Source organism: Cognatishimia sp. F0-27 (assembly GCF_020667845.1).
Lineage (GTDB): Bacteria > Pseudomonadota > Alphaproteobacteria > Rhodobacterales > Rhodobacteraceae > JAFMPQ01.
The window spans coordinates 21,243-39,139 of sequence record NZ_JAFMPQ010000001.1 but is presented as its reverse complement, the minus strand read 5'-3'; the positions used below and the strand labels follow the sequence as shown (position 1 = coordinate 39,139).

The window sequence follows — 17,897 nt, the reverse complement described above, 5'->3', positions numbered from 1 at the left end:
CTGGCGAATCCTTGCTACGATAGGACTATGGTTTACTCTCTGAATACAGGCGCAGTGATGGTTTTGATTGCGTCCTGCGCCTTATCCGTTGCCCGCCCTCTGCAGGCCGACCCGCCAGAAATCGTGGATGTCGATGTTTCCGTCACGAGCGGTGAAGCGCGTTTCTCGGTCACCATCGCCCATCCGGATACAGGGTGGGACCATTATGCCGATGGCTGGCGCGTCGAATTGGAAGACGGGACCGTGCTGGATACACGGGTGTTGTACCATCCGCATGTGGAGGAACAGCCGTTTACCCGGTCTCTCGGGGGCGTTGCCCTGCCCGATGGCACCAAGACGGTGCATATCCGGGCCAAGTGCTCCGTGGATGGCTGGTCAACCGATACCGTGGCGGTGCCGATCCTACCCTGACCGCCGGTTTGAACGGCGAAAGGATGCCGGGGTGACGTGCGCCTGCGGCGACACCCCACCCGCCATCCCGCAATCTGGTTCATTGCGTCGGGGTGTGGCGCCGAGACCGAGGCCCGGCGCCGCGTCTTCGATCCGAGCCGTGACCGGAAGCCGCAGCGGCGTGCGGGTCAGCTGCGGCCTTCGCGCAGCCATGCCCCGACAATCAGCCCGGACGCGAGCAGCAGCACGAGCCAGGCCGGCAGGAGCGGCGTCTGGGTCACGTCCAGCGTTTCGTAGGCGTCGCGCGGGGTGATCCCGATCCAGCCTCGCCCTGCCGCGGGGCGGCCTTCGCGCACGTCGCGCACGCCCGGCACACCCTCTTCCAGCCGCAGGATGCCGCCGCGCATGCTGGCCACCACTGGCTCAAGCCGCTCGCCCGAGGCGATGGTTTCCTCGAATTCGCGCGGGGCTGCAGGCCCAAGCCCGACAACTGTGGACTGGTCTCCTTCTTCGAGCCGGTAAAGCCCGATCTGCGGGCCATCATAGAGGGCCTCGAATCGTCCGGGGCTCACTTCTTCGAGGGTGACGGTTTCGGTCTCCCCATCCGGGCGGGTGATGGTCACGCTGCCGACGTCATCCGTCAGGGAACGGCGAATGATACGCATCCGCTGGCCCGTCGGTTCGGCCCAGAGCGCTTCTTCCTCAAGTTCGGGCTCCTTCATCATCCAATGTGCCAGACGGCGCAGCAATTCGAGTTGCGGGCCGCCGCCCTCGAAGCCGCGGTTCCAGAGCCAGGCGTGATCCGACGCAAGGAGCGCAACGCGCCCTTCACCAACCCGGTCCAGCACCAAGAGCGGCCGGTCATCCACACCGGACATGACCACATCGCCGCTTTCCGGCTCCACCTCGATCTGGCGCATCCACCGGCCCCAGCTTTCCGGACCGCCGAGATCGGCCGTCACCGGATGGCGCTGACCGAGTTCGGTCACCGCCGGGCGGAACGGTTCCTCTACCACGCGGGCCGTGGGTTCGGCGGGCATGATCTGGCTCAGCGGAGAACGGTAGATCGAATCTGCGGAGGCAAAATCCGGACCGGCGGCAACAAGCACCGCGCCGCCTTGCTCCACATAGTTGCGCACATTGTCGAGATAGATCGGCGGAAGGATCCCGCGACGCTTGTAGCGGTCAAAGATGATCAGGTCGAAATCGTCGATCTTTTCGAGGAACAGCTCCCGTGTCGGGAAGGCGATCAGCGAAAGCTCTGTGACCGGCACGCCGTCCTGCTTTTCGGGAGGACGCAGGATGGTGAAATGCACCAGATCGACGGAGCTGTCCGATTTCAGCAGGTTGCGCCATGTGCGCCCGCCGGCATGTGGTTCGCCGGACACCAGCAAGACGCGCAAACGGTCACGCACCCCGTTGATCTGCACAAGGGCCGTGTTGTTGCGATCCGTCAACTCGCCCTCTGCGGTGGGGACGGTGAATTCGATCACGTTCAACCCGCCATGTGGCAGCGTAATGGGCAAGGACAGGTCTTCGCCGACGGGGACGGAGAATTGCTGCGGTGCCTCGCCATCCACGGAGATGAGGATATCAGTCACATTCACCGCCGGGGCAGCGCCGTCATCTTCGATCCGAAGTGTCAGCTCGACCTCTTCGCCCAGAATGGCAAAGGCCGGCGCGTTCTTGACAATCAGTCGCCTGTCCCAATCCGTCTCCCGTCCAGTGAGCAGGAGATGCAGAGGGGCCGGCAAATCCGGGGCGCGCTCCAGATCGTGCAACCGCCCGTCCGAGAGTAGCACGATCCCGGCAATGCGGCCGCGCGGCTCCTCCGCCATGACCTGCGACAGCGCGGTCATCAGCTGCGTGCCGGCATCGCCCTCGCCGTCGCCCACCGGGATGCGGCGCAATTCGGTGTTCGGTCGCGACAGGATGTCGGCTTCGAGCATATCCGCGGCATCCGCCGTCACACCGGCGCGATCTGCCAGCGTTTGAGAGGCGCTTTCGTCCACCACCATGAGGACAATGTCGCTCAGAGGGGTGCGGTCCTCGATCTGATAGGAAGGCTGCGCGAGCGCTCCGACCAAGACCACGGCGGCCAGACCACGCAAAGCCCAACCAGACAGCCCGCGCCAGAGCGCCAGCACCACCCCGGCGAGGGCGATGGCGCCGAACGCGGCGATCAGCCACCAGGGGAGCAAGGGATCAAAGACGATTTGGCCGCTCATGGGGTATGTCCTGTCTTCACGGTGCGCCGGACCTCAATGGGTGCGGCAGACCCGCGTGGGGCTTTGCCCGGCGCGGTTCGGTTGGGGGCGTGTCTCACTGGCCAAGCCTGTCCAGAAGGGCGGGAACATGGACCTGGTCTGATTTATAGTTGCCCGTCAGCACGTGCATGACGAGATTGACGCCAAAGCGATAGGCGATCTCGCGCTGCCGCTCCCCGGAATAGCCGCTGCCGATTGGCACCAGCGGATTGCCACGCTGGTCCATGGCCCAGGCCGAGGCCCAGTCATTGCCACCGATCACGATGGGCGTGACATTGTCGTTCAGGTTGCGAAACGGCATGCCCTCGATAAGCTCGGCATCCGGCGGCGCGGCCTCGACCCAGACATCGCGCCCGGCATAGCGACCGGGGAAATCCTGCAACAGATAGAAGGTGCGGGTCAAAACATGGTCCTGTGGCACGGGTTCGAGCGGCGGAATGTCGAGCGGACGCGCCAGCGCCTGAAGCTTTCGGCCGTTCGGAGTATTGCTGCCAAACCCGGCAATATCGGCGTCGCGCGTGTCAAACAGGATCATGCCGCCGGAGCGCAGATAGGTGTTGAGCTTGGCGTAAGCCTCCGCCGAGGGGGTCGGCTGCTCGGGCGTGATTGGCCAGTAGAGCATCGGGAAGAAGGACAGCTCGTCTCGCTCCAGATCGACACCCACCGGATCTGCCGGCTCCACCGACGTTCGGAAAAACAGCGTTTGGGACAGGCCTTTCAGACCTGCGGCTGCGATGCGGTCAAGCGCGTCGTCCCCGGTGAGCACATGGGCCAGAACAACCTCTGCCGTTGCAGCGAGCGCCAGCGCTTCGTCGGCCGCGGCGCTGTCCTGTTGCGCCATCGCCTCTGGTGCACTCAGCAGCACGCCCATGACCACGGCAACCGCCGTGCCCGTGGCGCGGGTGCTCCGCAACCGGCCCGAGAGCGCCAGCGACGCGATCACATCGGCCAGCAGCGCAAGGATTGCCAGCGCCAGCAGCCAGCCCGCGAGCGGCGTTTCCTGCGGACGGGACAAACCCTCGACAGGGATGCGGTCGGGCCAGACCACCGGTTCGAGAGCCGTATCGGCAGTGATGACATTGCGTGCCAGCGCGCGGTCATCGCTTGTGTAGAGACCGGGGCGCAGGTCAGGGCCGAGGGCGGCGCTCACCAGAGCGTCCCCGGCAACGCCCGGCAGGGTGCCCGCATCGCGCGGAGCGCCGAAGCCATCAAGCACGCGCACCGGCTGCCAGGTTGTGCCTTCGAGCTCTGCCGCGTCCGGCGTCGTGGTCGTGGCGGACACCGCCAGCCGTTCCAGCATCTGAACGAAGAGGCCCGACAAGGGCAGGGTCGACCACTCCGCATTGGCGGTAACGTGGAACAGCACCACCTGTCCCTGACCCACGGGCTTGCGGGTCACCAGAGGCGTGCCGTCGGTCAGCTGGGCGATGACGCGTGCGGCGAGGCTCGGGTCGGGCTGCGCCATCACCTGACTGGACACCGCGACATCCGAGATGTCGAGACCGAAGAAAGGGCTTTCCTCGTCGAACGGCGCAAGCGTCTTGGGTTCACCCCAGCTCATCGCACCGCCGACGCTGCGGCCACCGGCGCGCAGGCGCACCGGAAGCAAAGGGTCTTCCCGGTCGCGGGCAATATCCGACGCGGCCAGCCGCGGTCCGGCAAAGCGCAGCAGCAATCCACCTTGTTCGATCCAGTCGACAAGCGCGTCCTCCTCCGCGGCGGAAACCCGCACCACATCGGCCATGATGATCACGTCCGGATTGGCCGGCAGGATGTCGAGCAGCGCGCCATCAAGCAGGTCCGCTGTCGGCACCAGCGCCTTGTTGAGGTAATGCAGCGGAGACAACAGCTCGAGGCCTTCTCGGTCCTCGCGGCCGGCAAGCAGCGCGATCTCCCTGCGGCGCAGGCTGTCATCGGGCATCGTCACGGCCCCGGCGCTCCGGGTGCCTTCCACCTCGAAGCGGGTGATCCGCGCGCGGAGTTCGGCGGGCACCGAGAGGTCGCTTTGCGCCCGCAGGGCGCCGGCCTCGAAGCTGATCGGTGCGCGCAGCAGAACCGCGGGGTTGCCGGCCGGGTCGAGACCATGGCCAAGCAGCGTCACAGCGCTTTCCGGACCGGGGCGCAGGCGCTGCATCGCGAGGATCAGGGTGCCGTCCTCAAACCGGGCGGGTTCCAGGGCATAGACGCTGCGCGGGCTTTCAAACACGGTGACCGTGCCACGGTTTTCCAGCGCGGCTAACATGGCTTCGCGCCCATCGCGCGCCAGACCATCCGACATCCAGTAGCTGTCGAAATCGCCCTCGGGCAGCATCGTCGTGATCTGTGCGACACTGTCCGGATCCGGTTGCCACGGCGTCGGTTCCAGCCCCGCAATGCGGGTTCTGAGCACATCAGCCGCAAGGAACCGCACCGGCTCGGGCGCGGTGAGCCGCAAGATCGCCACAGGTCGGCCCTCCCGCCCGGCGCGCGCCAGAAGCCCGTCCAGCGCATCCATCCGTGCGCGCCAGTCGCCCGCCGATGCCCAGCTTGCATCCATCACCACCAGAAGCGGGCCGCTGCCGGCCGCCTCGCGATTGGGCTCGGGGTTGAGCACCGGCCCCGAGAGGCCAATGATCACCGCCGCCACCGCGATCATGCGCAGCAACAGCAACCACCAGGGTGTGCGGTCGCTGACCTGTTCGTCGTCCTTGAGCCCGAGCAGCAGCACAACACCGGGGAACATGCGCCGGATTGGCGCCGGTGGCACAGCGCGCAGGATGACCCACAGGATCGGCAATGCGAGCAACCCCAGGAGGAGCCATGGCGTCGTAAACCCGAGAATACCAAACAAGGTCATCCGTGCCCTCCATCCATCGCCCGGTAGATCCACAACAACGCGGCCTGGACGCTTTGATCGGTATGATGGCACTGATAATGCCAGCCGGTCAGCCGGCAAAGCGCCTCAAGGCGCGCCTTGCGCTCGGCCAACCTGTCGAGATAGCGCGCCCGCAGGTCGCCCGCCTTCAGCGTTTCATGCGCCACCGAGGCGCCGACGCTTTCGAAGATGGTGCGCCCTTCGAACGGGAAGTGCTCTTCGGACGGATCGAGCACCTGCGCCAGAACACCCCGGACGCCCCGGTCCGCGGCCTTGGTAAGCGCGGCTTCCACCGCGTCGAGATCGCCGAGAAAATCGCTCACGAAAAGCGCCCGCGCGTGCGGGATCATGCCGCGGGCCTCGGGTTCGGCGTAGTCGGCTTCGCTATCGCCGGACAGGATTTCGGCGAGCCGCAACACCTGCGCTTCGCCGCGACGCGGCGGCAGCATCCACCCGGTCAGGCCCACCCGCTCGCCGCCCCGGATCAACAGAACGGCCGTGGCCAGCGCCATCAGCCGGGCACGGTCCGCTTTGGTGGGCAGGGCCTTGTCCGAGGAAAACCGCATGCTCGCGCCGGGATCGACCCAGATCTGAACCGATTGGGCGATCTGCCACTCGCGTTCGCGCACGAATTGTTCGTCGCCACGCGCCGAGCGGCGCCAGTCGATCTGGCGATAGCTGTCACCGGCGCGCATCGGGCGGTATTGCCAGAAATCGTCACCGAGACCGGCCCGCCGACGACCGTGCTCGCCAAGCAGAACGGTGCCTGCCAGCTGCTCTGCGCGCGCAAGAAGCGCGGGAAAGCGCGACGCCTCTTCCTGGGCATGCTGCCGAAGCTGGGTGACCGAGGCGGTCAAGCGGCGGCCTCTGTGCGGGCCATCGCGGCGGCCACATCGTCGATCAACATGCCGAGATCTTCGCCACGCGCGCGTGCGGAGAAGGTCAGCGCCATCCGGTGCACCAGCACGGGCCGCGCCATGTCGAGCACGTCCTCCGGCGACGGCGCCAGCCGCCCCTGAAGCAAGGCGCGCGCGCGCACGGTCAACATCAGCGCCTGTGCCGCACGCGGGCCGGGCCCCCAGGCCACGAGATCGCGCACACGCTCCGAGGCCGACGGGTCATCGGGCCGGAAGGCGCGCACCAGATCGAGGATCATCTCGACCACCGCGTCTCCCACCGGCATCCGGCGCAGCAGCGTCTGCGCCTTAATCAGGCTCTCGCCGGTGAACACCTCGTGGGCTTCGCTCTCTTCGACGCCGGTCGTGGCGAGGAGGATGTCCCGCTCGGTCTCGCGGGTCGGGTAGGGCACGTCGATCTGGACAAGGAAGCGGTCAAGCTGGGCTTCGGGCAGCGGGTAGGTGCCCTCCTGCTCGATCGGGTTCTGCGTTGCCAAAACATGAAACGGAGCTTCGAGCTGCCGTGTCTGACCGGCGACGGTGACCACCTTTTCCTGCATCGCCTGAAGCAGCGCGGATTGCGTGCGCGGGCTCGCACGGTTGATCTCGTCGGCCATCAGAAGCTGACAGAAGATTGGCCCTTCGATGAATTTGAAGGCACGCGCACCATCCGCGCCGGTTTCCAGCACTTCGGAGCCGAGAATGTCGCCAGGCATCAGGTCCGGAGTGAACTGCACCCGGTTTCCCTTGAGCCCCATCACGGTCGACAGCGTCTCCACCAGCCGTGTCTTGCCAAGCCCGGGCAGGCCGATGAGCAACGCATGCCCGCCGCACAGCAGCGCCGCCAGCGTCAGGTCGACCACCCGTTCCTGTCCGATGAAACGGGCGGTGATGGAGCGCTTGGCCTCGGCCAGGGTGTCTTCCAGAGCTTCGATCTCGGCGACCAGATCCTCGGCTTCGGCCATGTTTTCTCTCCTGCAAAAACCTATATCGTTGGTAAGAGTGTATCTCTGGTGGGGGAAATGGCAAAAGTTATGAGTGGACAAAATATCGTGACACCCTCCGCGGAGGGCATTGCCGCCTCTGTGCGCGCCGCAAAAACCGGCAAGGGCTTGCCGCCGGTGCATCTGTGGAACCCGCCGTTTTGCGGCGATCTCGACATGCGCATCGCGCGCGACGGGACGTGGTTCTATCAAGGCACACCGATTGGGCGGCCCGAACTGGTGCGTCTGTTCTCGACCATCCTGCGCAAGGACCCCGAGGGCTACCGGCTTGTTACGCCAGTCGAAAAGGTCGGGATCATCGTCGATGACGCGCCCTTTGTCGCGGTGGATTTCGAGGCCACCGGCACGGGGCGGGAACAGGTGCTGCAATTTGAAACCAATGTCGGCGATCTTGCGGAGGCGGGGCCGGATCATCCGATCCGCGTGGTGCGGGATGCCGAAACCGGCGAGCCGTCGCCCTATGTTCATATTCGCGCCGATCTCGAAGCGCTGATCGACCGGAAGAGCTTTTACAGGCTGGTGGAGCTTTGCGTGCATGCCGATCATGAAGGCGCGCAGTGGTTCGGGCTCTGGTCGGGCGGAGCGTTCTTCCCGGTCATTCCCTCTGCCGAGCTCGACGGCGGCTGAGTGCTCCGGCCCGCCCGACCATGGCGCGTGGGAGGGGCGCCGGGGCCGGGCCAATCCTTGCGTCACTCAATCGCGGAGCTTGGCATGGATCTCGTCGAGATCGAGCGGTCCCGTCGGAGCGGCATTATCGGGGTTGTCGAAGTCATAGCGGAAAAGCGCGAAATCCTGCCAGTAGATCTCCTTCATGAGATGCATGGAGAGGTCGTCGAAATAGGCGGATACGGGAAATGCGCGTTTCGGCCCGTGCCCCTGTGATTCGTTGAAGCGCGGGATCTCGGACAGCGCGACCGGGTGGCGCGGCCCGGCAGCGGCCAGAACCTCGCCCATCCCGTTGGCGAAATCCTCCACCCAGAAGATCTTGTTGTAGCGCCCGCCATTGGCGATGAAGGTCGATACATGGCCCGAGACGGAAGACCAGTGAATGTCCGGCTCCATCGGCTTGCGCCAGCGAATCGTGTCGCGGGCAAAAAGCAAGAAGCGCCTGAAGCTTTCGATCTGGTCGAACGGCGCCTTGCCATCCTCTCCCCCCACATCGACACCGTAATTCTGCATCAATACCGGAACGAGGTTGCCACGGTAGCGGCTGCCGTTGCGCTGAATGCCGCAGATCTTGTCGAAAAAGGAGGACAGGATCCGCGCATAAGGGTTGCGCACGCAAGTGAAGGCATAAGCGGTGCCGGTGGCTACACTGTCCTTGATCGCCGGGCGGCTGTGTTCAAACGCCCATTTGTGCAGGCCGTCGCGCGCATCGTGAATATCCCCGTCAAAGAACGCGCCGTGATCGGCATGGTAGAGGATTTGTCCGATCGTGGAGCAGGCGCATTTCGGCACGACGCGATAGGCCATCGTGCCGCTCTGTGTCATCCAGACGCCGGGAAACCCCATGTCACTCCTCCGCTGTGGGTGTGTCGTGCCCCTATCTGCGCGGGGAACTCTTTCGATTTGGCAAACGTGGCCGGGTTTCTTCAGTCTTCGTTCATCATGAAGGCCCTATAACCCTCTGACCGAACGAGGGAGCGTACCGGATCTGATGGCGAGGATCGCCTTCATTCTGTTGTGTCACAAGGACCCGGAAGCGGTGATCCGTCAGGTCAGCGGGCTGGCCGCGGCGGGGGATTGCGTTGCGATCCATTACGACGCCCGGGCGCCAAAAGCCGACTTTGCCCGCCTGCGCGCGGCGCTTTCCGGCATGCCGGGCGTGACTTTTGCGCGACGGCGGGTGAAGTGCGGCTGGGGGGAATGGAGCCTTGTGCGCGCAACCCTCCTGACAGTCGAGGCCGCCTTGCACGCCTTCCCGCAGGCCACGCATCTCTACATGCTGTCGGGCGATTGCATGGCAATCAAGACGGCCCAGCATGCTCACCGTCTGCTTGATGCGCGCGCCTGTGACTATATCGAGAGCTTCGATTTCTTTGCTTCCGACTGGATCAAGACCGGCTGGCGCGAAGAGCGGTTGATCTATCGTCACCTGGTCAACGAGCGCACACGCAAACGGCTGTTCTATGCCCTGTTCCACGTGCAAAAGGCGCTTGGGCTGCGCCGCGCGGTCCCGCGGGATCTGGACATGATGATCGGCTCGCAATGGTGGTGCCTGCGTCGCGCCACCCTCGAACGGATCCTCGCCTTTATCAGGGCGCGGCGTGACATCGTGCGCTTCTTCCGGACCACATGGATCCCGGACGAAACCTTCTTTCAGACCCTGACCCGGCATCTGGTGCCCGACGACGAGATCGAAAGCCGCACGCTGACGTTCCTGATGTTCTCGGACTACGGGATGCCGGTGACTTTCTACAATGATCACCACGATTTCTTGCTCGCACAGGACGCGCTGTTTGCGCGCAAGATCAGCCCTCAGGCGCATCAGCTCAAGGCCCGGCTCGAAGCGCTCTATCCGAAACGGGACGTTGCTTTTCCGGTGTCCGGCCACGGGCGCGCCTTGTACGGGTTCCTGACGGACCGGGGACGGCGCGGGCGGCGCTTTGCCGCGCGGTTCTGGGAGCGCGAAAGCAGCCTTGGTCCGGATCGCCGGCTAATGATTCTCCTGTGCAAGAAATGGCATGTGGGCAAGCGCCTGGCCGAACGCATCGGGCAGGCGACCGGGGTTCCCGCTTACGGGTATATCTTTGACGAGCTTTCCAGCCCCCTGCCGGATCTGGGCGGGATCGAGAACCGCCTCGAAAAGCGGCACCGCCACAGGCGGGCCTTGCTTCGGATGCTCTACGATCACGGTGGGCGGGATTCGCTCGTGATCTGTCTCGATCCGAGCGGGCTGGCATTGTTGCAGGATTTCGCCGGTGACCGGGCGGCGCTGCACGTGCTCGAGGTGGATTGCGTCTTTTCCGATGAGGATATTCTGGGCCATGCCAGCCGCGTCGGCCTCGTGGGGCCGCAGACGGCCCCCGCCGCAACAGCCGAGCTCCTGCCCGCGCTGCGCCGCGATCTGGCCTTTGAGAGCGAACAGATCCGGATGGCAGGGTTTGACGGGCTGTGCAGATTGCGCGAAACCGATGGGCAAGACGCTCAGGCACGGGCGCTTGCCACATTCCTCGGCATTGCGCCGGGCGCCGTGGCGGACTCCGCTGCGCTGGAGCATCTGTTTGTCGATTGAGGAAACCCGATGTCTTACACCTATGACGACCAGAATATCTTTGCCAAGATCCTGCGCGGCGAGATCCCCAACACCACCGTGCTCGAAACCGAGCATTCCCTTGCGTTTCGCGACCTTTACCCGCAGGCGCCGCAGCATGTGCTGGTGATCCCGAAGGGCCCCTACGTGACCTTCGACCACTTCGCCCAGAGCGCGTCCGACGCAGAGATCGTCGATTATGTCCGCGCGGTGGGCGAGGTTTGCCGCCGCGAAGGGGTTGCCGAAGATGGCTGGCGGTTGATTTCAAACGCAGGTCAGAACGGGGTTCAGGAAGTGCCGCATCTGCACGTCCATGTTCTGGCGGGACGGCGCCTCGGCCGGATGCTCGAAAAGGGGTGAGACGGAACCCGGGCGGACCCGAGGGTTGGGGGGCGCTGCCCCCCGCGGCAAGCCGCTCCCCCCGGGATACTTCGTGCCCAAAGAAGCCGGGTCGTTCGGCCCGGCGCGCGTTTTGGCGGCAGGATGCGCAAAAGCGGTGGCACAAGGGCCTTTGGCTCAGCGGCTGCGTGTCAGCGACAGGAATACGTCCTGCAGGTCGGCTTGTTCGGTGCGCACATCGTGGATGCGCAGGCCTGAGGCCCGCACATGCTCCAGCACCGCCTCGGCGGAGGTTTCGCGGGCGCGGTAGTTGAAGGCGATGGTGCCGTCGGGACGCCGCTCCACGGTGATGGCCTCGTTGTCCGGCGGCAGCGCCGCATCGTTTTCCGGCTCGATGACCATGGTTTTCGCATCGAGCTGTGTGAGCAGGTTGGCGGTGCTGTCGCGCGCCACGAGCTCTCCGTGGTTGATGATGGCGATCTCGTCGCACATCTCCTCGGCTTCTTCGAGGTAATGGGTGGTTAGGATGATCGTCATGCCGCGTTCGCGATTGAGTTTTCGCACATTCTCCCACAGCATCTGCCGAAGTTCGATATCGACCCCGGCGGTTGGTTCGTCCAGCACCAGCACCTGCGGATTGTGTACCAGTGCCTTGGCCAGCAGCAGCCGGCGCCGCATCCCGCCACTCAGCGTGCGGGCGTAGGCCTCGGCCTTGTCGGAAAGCCCGACCATGTCGAGAATCGCGTCCGAGCGGCGCTGCGCCTTGGGAACGCCGTAGAGGCCGGCCTGAACTTCGAGCGCGCCACGCGGGGTGAAAAACGGATCGAGGTTGAGCTCCTGGGGCATCACGCCGATGGCAGCGCGGGATTGCCGGGGATTGCGATCCTGATCCCATCCCCAGATGGACACGCCGCCAGCGGTTTTCACCACCAACCCCGCAAGAATGTTGATCATCGTCGATTTGCCGGCCCCGTTCGGCCCGAGCAGACCGAAGACCGACCCGGCAGGGACTGTCAGGTCAACGCCCTTGAGAGCCTCCTTGCCGCCATCATAGGTTTTCTTCAACCCGGTGATCTCGATTGCCGCAGTGCTCATGCGCTCTCTTGCTCCCGCCTCAGGCTTCGATCATAAGCGACGTAGTGCATTGGCGGACAAAAGGGAATGCAATGTCCATCGAGCCCCCAGAGACCAAGATTGTCGACAGCAACCGGATTGCCTGTGATGGCGGTGAGGGTGCGCTTGGCCATCCGCGCGTGTGGCTGAAAATCCCGGCTGACGAGGGCTGGGTCGAATGCCCGTATTGCGACGCGAAATACGTCCACAAGGATTTCGAGGGCAAGGTCTGATACAGTCAGCCCCGCCCGGACATTGATCCGTGCCGGGACTCGTCTTGTCCCGGCCAAACCGGCGCCTCGCATCAGCCGATCGGGATCGGTGTCGGTCCGCAGGGCAGCGCGGCACTGGGTGCGCCTTCCGCTGTGAGGTATTTCAGCACGTTTTCGCCCGACCACGCGATGATTCCGCGCCCCATGCTGTCGGTGCCACGTCCGATGGCGGTGCCGGACTGCGGATCCTGGCTATAGTAGATCGCGCCCACGGTCAGCCCATCCTCGCATTCCAACCGCGCATTGCCGGATCCGAACAGACCGCCGCTTGTCCACTCTCCTGCGCAGGGCACGCCGTCACTGCGTAAGCCGAGCACGACCCCGCTGTCCCAACCGTAGGCGCCGCCGTCGAAATAGAGCCCCTGCACGCCGATGCAGGCCAGCACCCGTGCACAGCTTTGTTGACTTCCGGGGATCAGAACGCACTCGGGCATGGCTGGGGCCGGCTGCGTGGCGCCGATTGGGGGCAGGGTATCAGCCTGTGCCCTATGGGAGGCCGAAAAGGCGCAGAGCAGAACTGGAACAATCGCGCATTTCATGGGACACCTCCAACTCAGGCTTTTGCGGAGGTGGCTATCATGGCGGATAATTTCGGAAAAGGGTGCCACCTGCACCTGATCGACGGATCGGCGTTTATCTTCCGGGCGTTCCATGCGCTGCCGCCGCTGACACGCAAATCCGACGGGTTGCCCGTTGGCGCGGTGCAGGGCTTTTGCAACATGCTCCAGCAATACATCGTCAAGGATCACGGGGCCGACGCGCCGACCCATATCGCGGTGATTTTCGACAAGGGCAGCCATACGTTCCGCAACGAGATGTATGATCTCTACAAGGCAAATCGCGACGAGATGCCCGAAGACCTGCGCCCGCAGATCCCGCTGACACGGCGCGCGACTGAGGCGTTCAACATCGCCTGCAAGGAGCTTGAGGGCTTCGAAGCCGACGACATCATCGCGACTCTGGCGGTGCAAGCGCGTGAGGCCGGTGGCCGCGTGACCATTGTGAGTTCCGACAAGGACCTGATGCAGCTTGTGGGCGACGGGGTCGAGATGTTCGACGCGATGAAGAACCGCCGCATCGACCGCGAAGGCGTCGAGGAGAAATTCGGCGTCGGCCCGGAGCGCGTCGTGGATGTGCAGGCGCTTGCGGGTGATTCGGTTGACAACGTGCCGGGCGCGCCGGGGATCGGCATCAAGACGGCGGCGCTTCTGATCAACGAGTTCGGCTCGCTCGAAGAGCTTCTGGACCGCGCCGAAGAGATCAAGCAGCCCAAGCGTCGCCAGACCTTGATCGAGAAACGCGAACAGATCGAGCTGTCGAAACGGCTGGTGCAACTGGACGAATCGGTGGCGCTCGATTTCGGGCTCGACGATCTCGAACTGCGTGACCCGGAACCCGACGCCCTGCTGGCCTTCCTTGCCGAGATGGAGTTCCGCTCGCTGAGCCGCCGTGTCGCGGAGGCACTGGGCACCGACGCGCCGGTGATCCCGGACGTTGTCGCCGAGGCGGCAGCGGCTGATGTGCCGGAGGCCCCGGCTTTCGAGGAGAGCGACTACACATCCGTCACCGACAAAGCGCAGCTTGAGGCGTGGATCGCCAAGGCCCGCGAGCGCGGCTGGGTGGCCGTGGACACAGAGACGACCGGTCTCAACGAGATGACCTGCGATCTGGTCGGCGTGTCGCTCGCGGTCGAGGCCGGGGAGGCCTGTTACATTCCGCTGGCACATCGGGAGGCCGGGGCGGAAGACCTTTTCGGCGGTGCGGCTCTGCTCGATGGCCAGATCGACATGGAGGCTGCGCTGGCCGCGCTCAAGCCATTGCTCGAAGACCCGGCGGTGATGAAAATCGGCCAGAACATGAAATACGACGCCAAGGTGCTGGCGCGCTACGGCATCGACATCGCGCCGATCGACGACACGATGCTGATGTCCTACGCGATGCATGCGGGCCAGCATGGGCATGGGATGGACACGCTCTCGGAGCGCTACCTCGGTCACACGCCAATTCCGATCAAGGACCTGATCGGCACGGGCAAAAGCCAGATCACCTTCGATCAGGTCCCGCTCGACAAGGCCGTGCGCTACGCCGCCGAAGACGCCGATATCACGCTGCGTTTGGCGCAGATGTTCAAGCCGCAGCTGCATCGCAACCGGGTTACCCGTGTCTATGAAGGCCTGGAGCGCCCGCTTGTGCCGGTGCTCGCACAGATGGAGCGCAACGGCATCAGGGTCGATCGCGATGCGCTGTCGCGCATGTCCGGCGCCTTCGCCCAAAAGATGGCGCAGCTCGAAGAGGAGATCCATGCGCTTGCGGGAGAAAGCTTCAACGTCGGCTCCCCGGCGCAGCTTGGCGAGATCCTGTTCGACAAGATGGGGCTCGAAGGCGGCAAGCGTGGCAAGAACGGCAAATATTCCACCGGCGCCGATATTCTCGAAGACCTCGCCACGGAACACGACCTGCCGCGCCGCGTGCTCGACTGGCGCCAGCTTTCGAAGCTGAAATCCACCTATACCGATGCGCTTCAGGAGCATATCAACCCCGATACGGGCCGCGTCCACACCTCCTATTCCATCGCCGGGGCCAATACGGGGCGGCTGGCGTCAAACGATCCGAACCTGCAAAACATCCCTGTTCGCTCCGAGGAAGGCCGCCGCATCCGCGAGGCTTTTGTTGCCGACGCGGGCAAGGTTCTGGTCTCGCTCGACTATTCCCAGATCGAGCTGCGCATCCTTGCGCATATGGCCGGGATCGAAGAGCTGAAAGAAGCCTTCCGCGAAGGGCAGGATATCCACGCGCTCACCGCGTCGGAGATGTTCAACGTCCCGCTCGACGAGATGACGCCCGATGTGCGCCGTCAGGCCAAGGCGATCAATTTCGGCGTGATCTACGGCATTTCCGGCTTCGGTCTGGCGCGCAACCTGCGTATTCCGCGCGCCGAGGCACAGGGCTTCATCGACCGGTATTTCGAGCGCTTCCCCGGCATTCGCGCCTATATGGACGACACGGTGGCCTTTGCAAAGGAACACAAACGCGTCGAGACGCTGTTTGGCCGGGTCATCCACACGCCGGAGATTGCCGCCAAGGGGCCGCGCGCGGGCTTTGCCAAGCGCGCCGCGATCAACGCGCCCATTCAGGGCACCGCCGCCGATATCATCCGCCGCGCCATGGTGCGGATGCCCGACGCGATTGCCGATCTGCCGGTCAAGATGCTGCTTCAGGTGCATGACGAATTGCTGTTCGAGGTCGAGGAGGGCGCGGTGAACGACCTGATCGGCGTTGCAAAAACCGTCATGGAAGGCGCGGCAGAGCCGGTGGTGAAGCTCGATGTGCCCTTGGTCGTGGATGCGGGGCAGGGGCCCAACTGGGCCGCCGCGCATTAAGGCGCGCCGGGGCGCCCGTGGCTGCGGCGCAGGCCTCGGGCCGTTGGCCTTGCGGGTCGCGAGGGTCTGGGCAAAGCTGCGGTGTGGGCGGGGTCCAACGCCGCTGCCCCTGCGGGCTCAGGCGATAAAGCGCGCCGATAGTGGGTGGGTGAGATAGGCGATGCGGCCCGCCGAGATCGTTCCAAGGATGCGCGGCGTATCGCGTTCGATGATGACCAGATCGGCTCGCAAACCGGGCGCCACCGCGCCGCGATCGGCCAGCCCAAGCAACGCGGCGGGACCATCGGAGATCAGCTTCCACGCGGCGTGCAGCGGCGCAATCCCAAGCTCTGCCAGCCGGTAGGCGGCACGGGCGGGCGCGGGATAGTGATAGTCGGAGGCCAGCGCAGTGCAGAGCCCCGCCGCAATCAGGTCATTGGCGGCGGCATTGCCCGCATGGCTTGCGCCGCGCACGACATTGGGTGCGCCAAGCACCACGGGCTCGCCGGCGTCTCGTGCCGCACGCGCCGCCTCGGCGGTTTCCGGAAACTCGGCCACCGTTGCGCCCAGCGCACGACCCGCCTTCCGCTGCGCTTCGGTGTGGTCGTCATGCGTGCCAAGGATGACGCCGCGCGCGCGCAAGCGCGCACAAAGCGCTTCGAGCGCGGCCGGCACGGCGTCGCGACGCGCGTGCAGATTCATCATCAGCGCGAGATGATCCGCCGGATTTCGTCCGGATTTCAACGCCTGCCCGGTCAGCCGTTTCGGGGTGCGCCCGGCCGCAAGCCTGTCATGCGGCAGATGGTCGTTGAGCACCACGTACCCGATGTCAAACCGCGCCACCGCGTCGAGCGCCGCTTCGAACCGGTCTGTGTAATGCGTCTCCAGACGCAATTGCAGCCGCAGGTCCACGGCCAGATCGGGCGCGGCGTCCCGCACGGCCTCGAACACCTCACAGGCAAAATCCGGCCCCCGCATCCCGCCTTCCCAGGACCAGAACTGCGCCAGCACCGCCGTGGTGATCCCGTTCGCCGCCAGCTCCGCAGCGCAGGCCCGCATGCCAGCGGCCCGTTCGCGCAGCGCGCCGCGGCGCGGGGCCATGTGGCGCTCGAACCCGTCGCCATGCGGATCGACGATCCCCGGCAGGATGTCGAACCCGCTCAGATCGATCACCCGCGCCGCTGGTTCCGTGCCAAGACTCTCACCCCGGATATGCACCGGTTCCCGCAGCCAGCCATCCGCTCCCATCACCCGCGCGCCGGTCAGCGTCAGGTCACTCATCCAAACCCTCCGGGTCCTCGATCTCTCCCGCGCCACGCTCGTCCGGATCAAGGCACAGACCAAGCATGCAGGTCACTTGCCGCGCGCTGAAATAGGACATCCAGTCGAGGTCACGCTCAAAGCGCCCGGTTTCGAGATAATGCGCAACCTGTGCCATCACGGGGGGCGATTGCATGATAAACGTGTGCGTGACCGGCATGGTGATATGAGCCGACATGCCCGCCACGCGGGTTGCCTCGACCGAAACCTTGCCGTCGTCGACGCCGGGGATGATCGCCGAGAAGGCGGGATTGAGCGATTGCGTTCCCGCGATCACGCCAAGCGGGAAATCCACCACCGGCAGAAGCGCCGGAATATCCTCCGGCCCGGTGCCAAGCTGCTGTCCCGCCGGTCCGTTGATCCATTCGAAGATCTCCCAGCCCCCGAGCTCGTCGACCAGCTCACTGCCCTGGTTGGGCGGTGCGAGCATCACGACGCTGCGCAGCTCGATGGGCCGGTTCTCGCGCAGCCAGAAGCGCAACAGGATGCCGCCCATGGAATGGGTGACGAAATGCACCGGCATCGTGCCACATTGCGCCACCGCCGCGGGCAGCACCTCCTCGGCAAGGGTCTGCACCCGGAAAGATGTGGACGGATAGTTCGGCACCACAACCGTGTAGCCCCGTGCGCGCAGGAACTCGCCCATCACCGCAAAAGAGTATTCTGTCCGCGCCAGACCGTGCAGCAGCACCACGCATTCCCCGCGATCGGCTTCTGACGCCTCCGGCGCGCGCTGCGCCAACCCGCAGGCGGGCAGGAACAGACACAAAAGCAAGATGGACAGGATCAGCCGCATCCCCATGGCATAGCGCCGCGCGCAAGGCTAGAAA

At 65.0% G+C, this 17,897-nt stretch carries 15 protein-coding genes; 6 read left to right on the top strand and 9 right to left on the bottom strand.

Annotation, left to right across the window (positions count from 1 at the left end; genetic code table 11):
• The first annotated feature begins 27 nt into the window (after window positions 1-27).
• Window positions 28-411 (top strand): hypothetical protein, encoded by a 384-nt coding sequence (locus tag J1C49_RS00195; RefSeq protein ID WP_227443724.1) that lies wholly within the window; start codon window positions 28-30, stop codon window positions 409-411.
• A 167-nt stretch (window positions 412-578) separates the two neighbouring features.
• Here the strand turns inward: J1C49_RS00195 and J1C49_RS00190 are convergent, their stop codons facing one another.
• From J1C49_RS00190 to J1C49_RS00175, 4 genes are all read right to left on the bottom strand, one after another.
• A complete protein-coding gene (locus tag J1C49_RS00190; protein ID WP_227443722.1) occupies window positions 579-2,618 on the bottom strand; it encodes a hypothetical protein in 2,040 nt (679 codons plus the stop codon).
• A gap of 94 nt (window positions 2,619-2,712) precedes the next feature.
• Window positions 2,713-5,493 carry a DUF4159 domain-containing protein gene (locus tag J1C49_RS00185; protein WP_227443721.1) on the bottom strand — a complete coding sequence of 927 codons (2,781 nt, stop codon included), beginning with the start codon at window positions 5,491-5,493 and terminating at the stop codon, window positions 2,713-2,715.
• The gene (locus J1C49_RS00180) at window positions 5,490-6,368 is read right to left on the bottom strand and encodes a DUF58 domain-containing protein (protein WP_227443720.1); all 879 of its coding nucleotides are present in this window, start codon (window positions 6,366-6,368) and stop codon (window positions 5,490-5,492) included. The genes J1C49_RS00185 and J1C49_RS00180 overlap by 4 nt, the downstream gene beginning before the upstream one ends.
• Entirely contained in the window at window positions 6,365-7,372 is a 1,008-nt protein-coding gene (locus J1C49_RS00175) for a MoxR family ATPase (protein ID WP_227443719.1), read from the bottom strand. The genes J1C49_RS00180 and J1C49_RS00175 overlap by 4 nt, the downstream gene beginning before the upstream one ends.
• Before the next feature lie 69 nt (window positions 7,373-7,441).
• Between J1C49_RS00175 and J1C49_RS00170 the strand changes: the two genes are divergently transcribed.
• Window positions 7,442-8,038, top strand: a complete 597-nt coding sequence (locus tag J1C49_RS00170; RefSeq protein ID WP_227443718.1) for a DUF1285 domain-containing protein — start codon at window positions 7,442-7,444, stop codon at window positions 8,036-8,038.
• Window positions 8,039-8,104: 66 nt separating this feature from the next.
• Here the strand turns inward: J1C49_RS00170 and J1C49_RS00165 are convergent, their stop codons facing one another.
• Window positions 8,105-8,923: a sulfotransferase family protein gene (locus tag J1C49_RS00165; protein WP_227443717.1), complete on the bottom strand. Its 819-nt coding sequence runs from the start codon at window positions 8,921-8,923 to the stop codon at window positions 8,105-8,107.
• 145 nt (window positions 8,924-9,068) lie between these two features.
• On the opposite strand from J1C49_RS00165, the gene J1C49_RS00160 reads away from it, so the two are divergent.
• A complete protein-coding gene (locus J1C49_RS00160; protein WP_227443716.1) occupies window positions 9,069-10,646 on the top strand; it encodes a DUF5928 domain-containing protein in 1,578 nt (525 codons plus the stop codon).
• A gap of 9 nt (window positions 10,647-10,655) precedes the next feature.
• Window positions 10,656-11,024: a histidine triad nucleotide-binding protein gene (locus tag J1C49_RS00155; protein WP_227443715.1), complete on the top strand. Its 369-nt coding sequence runs from the start codon at window positions 10,656-10,658 to the stop codon at window positions 11,022-11,024.
• A 156-nt stretch (window positions 11,025-11,180) separates the two neighbouring features.
• On the opposite strand, the gene J1C49_RS00150 is transcribed toward J1C49_RS00155, so the two are convergent.
• The gene (locus J1C49_RS00150) at window positions 11,181-12,098 is read right to left on the bottom strand and encodes an ABC transporter ATP-binding protein (RefSeq protein WP_227443714.1); all 918 of its coding nucleotides are present in this window, start codon (window positions 12,096-12,098) and stop codon (window positions 11,181-11,183) included.
• Window positions 12,099-12,169: 71 nt separating this feature from the next.
• Here J1C49_RS00150 and J1C49_RS00145 point away from each other — a divergent pair, with 71 nt between their 5' ends.
• Window positions 12,170-12,349 (top strand): zinc-finger domain-containing protein, encoded by a 180-nt coding sequence (locus tag J1C49_RS00145; protein WP_227443713.1) that lies wholly within the window; start codon window positions 12,170-12,172, stop codon window positions 12,347-12,349.
• Window positions 12,350-12,420: 71 nt separating this feature from the next.
• On the opposite strand, the gene J1C49_RS00140 is transcribed toward J1C49_RS00145, so the two are convergent.
• On the bottom strand, window positions 12,421-12,822 hold the full coding sequence (locus J1C49_RS00140) for a hypothetical protein (RefSeq protein WP_227443712.1): 402 nt from the start codon (window positions 12,820-12,822) through the stop codon (window positions 12,421-12,423).
• Window positions 12,823-12,966: 144 nt separating this feature from the next.
• Between J1C49_RS00140 and polA the strand changes: the two genes are divergently transcribed.
• Window positions 12,967-15,768: a DNA polymerase I gene (gene polA / locus J1C49_RS00135; protein ID WP_227443711.1), complete on the top strand. Its 2,802-nt coding sequence runs from the start codon at window positions 12,967-12,969 to the stop codon at window positions 15,766-15,768.
• 117 nt (window positions 15,769-15,885) lie between these two features.
• Here polA and J1C49_RS00130 read toward each other — a convergent pair whose 3' ends face one another.
• Together J1C49_RS00130 and J1C49_RS00125 are read right to left on the bottom strand one after the other, a co-directional pair.
• A complete protein-coding gene (locus J1C49_RS00130) occupies window positions 15,886-17,028 on the bottom strand; it encodes an alpha-D-ribose 1-methylphosphonate 5-triphosphate diphosphatase (protein ID WP_227443710.1) in 1,143 nt (380 codons plus the stop codon).
• Window positions 17,021-17,863, bottom strand: coding sequence for a triacylglycerol lipase (locus J1C49_RS00125; protein WP_227443945.1), 843 nt, complete (start codon window positions 17,861-17,863; stop codon window positions 17,021-17,023). Before J1C49_RS00125 ends, J1C49_RS00130 begins: the two co-directional genes overlap by 8 nt.
• Window positions 17,864-17,897: the final 34 nt, after the last annotated feature.

Coding starts and splice junctions, on each gene's coding strand:
- J1C49_RS00160 (WP_227443716.1), top strand. CDS start 9,069: ATGGCGAGGATCGCCTTCATTCTGTTGTGTCACAAGGACCCGGAAGCG.
- J1C49_RS00155 (WP_227443715.1), top strand. CDS start 10,656: ATGTCTTACACCTATGACGACCAGAATATCTTTGCCAAGATCCTGCGC.
- J1C49_RS00130 (WP_227443710.1), bottom strand. CDS start 17,028: ATGAGTGACCTGACGCTGACCGGCGCGCGGGTGATGGGAGCGGATGGC.
- polA (WP_227443711.1), top strand. CDS start 12,967: ATGGCGGATAATTTCGGAAAAGGGTGCCACCTGCACCTGATCGACGGA.
- J1C49_RS00175 (WP_227443719.1), bottom strand. CDS start 7,372: ATGGCCGAAGCCGAGGATCTGGTCGCCGAGATCGAAGCTCTGGAAGAC.
- J1C49_RS00140 (WP_227443712.1), bottom strand. CDS start 12,822: ATGCCCGAGTGCGTTCTGATCCCCGGAAGTCAACAAAGCTGTGCACGG.
- J1C49_RS00195 (WP_227443724.1), top strand. CDS start 28: ATGGTTTACTCTCTGAATACAGGCGCAGTGATGGTTTTGATTGCGTCC.
- J1C49_RS00150 (WP_227443714.1), bottom strand. CDS start 12,098: ATGAGCACTGCGGCAATCGAGATCACCGGGTTGAAGAAAACCTATGAT.
- J1C49_RS00185 (WP_227443721.1), bottom strand. CDS start 5,493: ATGACCTTGTTTGGTATTCTCGGGTTTACGACGCCATGGCTCCTCCTG.
- J1C49_RS00145 (WP_227443713.1), top strand. CDS start 12,170: ATGTCCATCGAGCCCCCAGAGACCAAGATTGTCGACAGCAACCGGATT.
- J1C49_RS00170 (WP_227443718.1), top strand. CDS start 7,442: ATGAGTGGACAAAATATCGTGACACCCTCCGCGGAGGGCATTGCCGCC.
- J1C49_RS00165 (WP_227443717.1), bottom strand. CDS start 8,923: ATGGGGTTTCCCGGCGTCTGGATGACACAGAGCGGCACGATGGCCTAT.
- J1C49_RS00125 (WP_227443945.1), bottom strand. CDS start 17,863: ATGCGGCTGATCCTGTCCATCTTGCTTTTGTGTCTGTTCCTGCCCGCC.
- J1C49_RS00190 (WP_227443722.1), bottom strand. CDS start 2,618: ATGAGCGGCCAAATCGTCTTTGATCCCTTGCTCCCCTGGTGGCTGATC.